Raw genomic sequence first — 2,609 nt, 5'->3', positions numbered from 1 at the left:
CTGCCCACAAATAAAATTCAGAGCCGTCCGGGCAGTCGGCAGACGTTAAACTAAAACGCTTGTGGATTCGGTCTGACGGGGGCATAGTCTTCCGATTGTGTCTAGTTAAGAGGAGTAGAAGCAAGAATCTCCCGTCACAGCGTAGCTTGACGGCGAGAGTGTCAATGATGGAGTATCCCAGTCTTAGCCGCACTTAAAAGCTGAGAAAGGAAAAACTATGCCAGTAGTCTATGAGAATGGCACTGGTCTAACGGACAAAACTGGCCATAGCACCTTTTCTGGGTTTTGTCTGGATGGGTATTAGCAACCGCGCCAGCGTCCATCTTCCATGTGAACAATGCGATCGGCAATATCTAAAATCCGATTATCGTGGGTGACGAGTACAATAGTACGGCTTTGTTCTTTGGCTAAACGTTGCATCAAATTCACCACGTCTCGTCCCGTTTTACTATCGAGGGCGGCCGTTGGTTCATCGGCTAAAACTAATGGAGGATTACCAGCCAAAGCTCGCGCGATGGCTACCCTTTGTTTTTGTCCCCCAGATAAGCTATCTGGATAATAGTCGATCCGATGTCCTAAGCCGACTTCTTCTAATATCAAAGCGGCGCGTTCTTCCGTTTCCCGCCCAGCGAGATTTTCCTGAAGCTCGATCGACATTTGTACATTCTGTCTTGCGGTTAGAAAGGGTAACAAATTATGGGCTTGAAAAATATCACCAATTTGACGGCGGGTTTGGACTAATTGTTCTTCACTAACCCCCCGTAATTCTTTTTCAAAATGCTGTAAGCTTCCTTCTTGAACAGAGCGTAGGCCACCGATTAAGGATAGTAAGGTTGTTTTTCCGGAACCAGAGGGGCCAGTTAAAATAACGATCTCTCCCGCTGTGATTTTTAAGTTGATCTGAAAAAGAACTTGTTTTTTCAGCGTTCCTTGACCGAAATAGTGATTGAGGTTTTGAATATCAATAACGTCCATAGACAGCCTCGTTCATTGAGATGAGGGATAGATATCTGTTTCTTTCTTCTAAAAAATATCGGCCGGATCGGCATCTTGCAATTTTTTAACAGCAGTGGCTCCTGAAACGAAGGCCATGACTAAGGTTAAGATAAAGACAAAAACCGCTCGATCAAGCGACATATTGACAGGTAATAAGGTGGCATTTTTAGTAAAGTCATATTGAATATTAGCGATCAAAAAACCTGGAATATATCCGAGAACAGCAATTAAAAAAGCCTGTTGTAAAACCATTGATAAGAGATAGCTATGACGATAGCCCATGGCTTTTAGGGTGGCGTATTCTGAAAGATGTTCCGAAACATTTGTATAGAGAATTTGATAGACAACGACAATTCCAACAATAATTCCCAGGATAACACCTAAATTAAAAATGAAACCAATTGCGGTACTGCTTTGCCAATAATTCTTCTCAAATTGAATCAACTGTTGCTTGGATAAAACTTTAATATCATGAGGTAAATATGCTTGAATATCTTCGATAAATTTATTGATATTAGTTCCTGGCTTTAGAGGAATTAAGCCCATATTATTAATCCATAAGAACGGTTGCTAAAAATTCTTAAAAAATTCAAATGGCTCATGATTAAATTCCCATCTGAACCAAAAGAAGTTCCCAGTTTAAATAAGCCATCGACTTCTATTTTACGGTTGTTATCCTTATTGCTAACCTCGGTAATAACTGAGCCCTTTTTTTCAAAATCAGCAACAATAGGACCAAATTCAGAGCGAGAATCTTGATCAAATAAAACTTGATCGGGAAGTTTTAATAGCTCCATATTTTCTGCGAGACCGGGTAAATCAAATGCCAAATTTCTGAGATCGAACCCAATCACGAATATATTACGCCAATAATTACGAGTTTCAGGGTTTTTCCACTGAGCAAAATCTAAATAAATCGGACTGACAAAATCTACTTCTTCAAAAGCCAAGGTTTGGAGTAATCGCCGTTGAGGAAAACTTTCCATGCCAATCAGTGAAGTAGTACGAGGACTAATTAAAAAACAGTCCCCTTGTAGAGCTTCGTGAAGCCGAACAGCACTATCAAACAAAGCATCCCGAATCCCCAATTGCATAAAGACAATTACAAGCGCAAAAATAACTCCCGATAGAGCCACCAGTAACCTGGTTTTTTGGTAGCGTAATTGCAACCAAGCTGTCGGTAACTTCCAGTGGAATATTTTCATCTTTTGCTCCTCCTAAAGATTCTAGATTGATCGCAGCTGACTTGTTGACAAATACTACTCCTTATTTGAGACTTCGACCTAACATTATCTCAAGGCTAAAAGTCTTTCTAAATAAGAAATTTAACTAAATAGATATTCATTTTATATATAGAACTATTTAGTTAGGGTACAACCTAAAAGCCAGCTATGATTGGGTTATAATTTTTCGATATATCTTTTAAAGATTAGTTTTGTTCGTATCGATTACGACATTAACTTGTAAATTGGTCCTGACAGGGGGACAAGCAAGCTGAAAAGCTTATGTAGCATGGAATACAGACACAGACTCCCAAAAAAGATCAGTCATATTTACTATATATGACCTAAATAACGAAAATGATAAGTGAACTATACCAGAAAGTCTTAGAG

Annotated in this window: 1 protein-coding gene and 1 pseudogene; both read right to left on the bottom strand. The window is 39.4% G+C overall.

Going from position 1 to position 2,609, the window contains the following annotated elements; all coding sequences use genetic code 11:
• Positions 1-300: 300 nt before the first annotated feature.
• Complete coding sequence (locus IM479_RS20590) at positions 301-975, bottom strand: DevA family ABC transporter ATP-binding protein (protein ID WP_287687174.1); 675 nt, start codon at positions 973-975, stop codon at positions 301-303.
• A 48-nt stretch (positions 976-1,023) separates the two neighbouring features.
• Positions 1,024-2,201, bottom strand: a pseudogene (gene devC, locus IM479_RS20585) (ABC transporter permease DevC).
• Positions 2,202-2,609: the final 408 nt, after the last annotated feature.

The sequence above is a fragment of the Microcystis sp. M165S2 genome (assembly GCF_020245885.1).
Lineage (GTDB): Bacteria > Cyanobacteriota > Cyanobacteriia > Cyanobacteriales > Microcystaceae > Microcystis.
This window is presented reverse-complemented; position numbering and strand designations above follow the sequence as displayed.

What these genes read in the sequence shown, in the direction of transcription:
- IM479_RS20590 (WP_287687174.1), bottom strand. Translation starts at nt 975, where the DNA reads ATGGACGTTATTGATATTCAAAACCTCAATCACTATTTCGGTCAAGGA.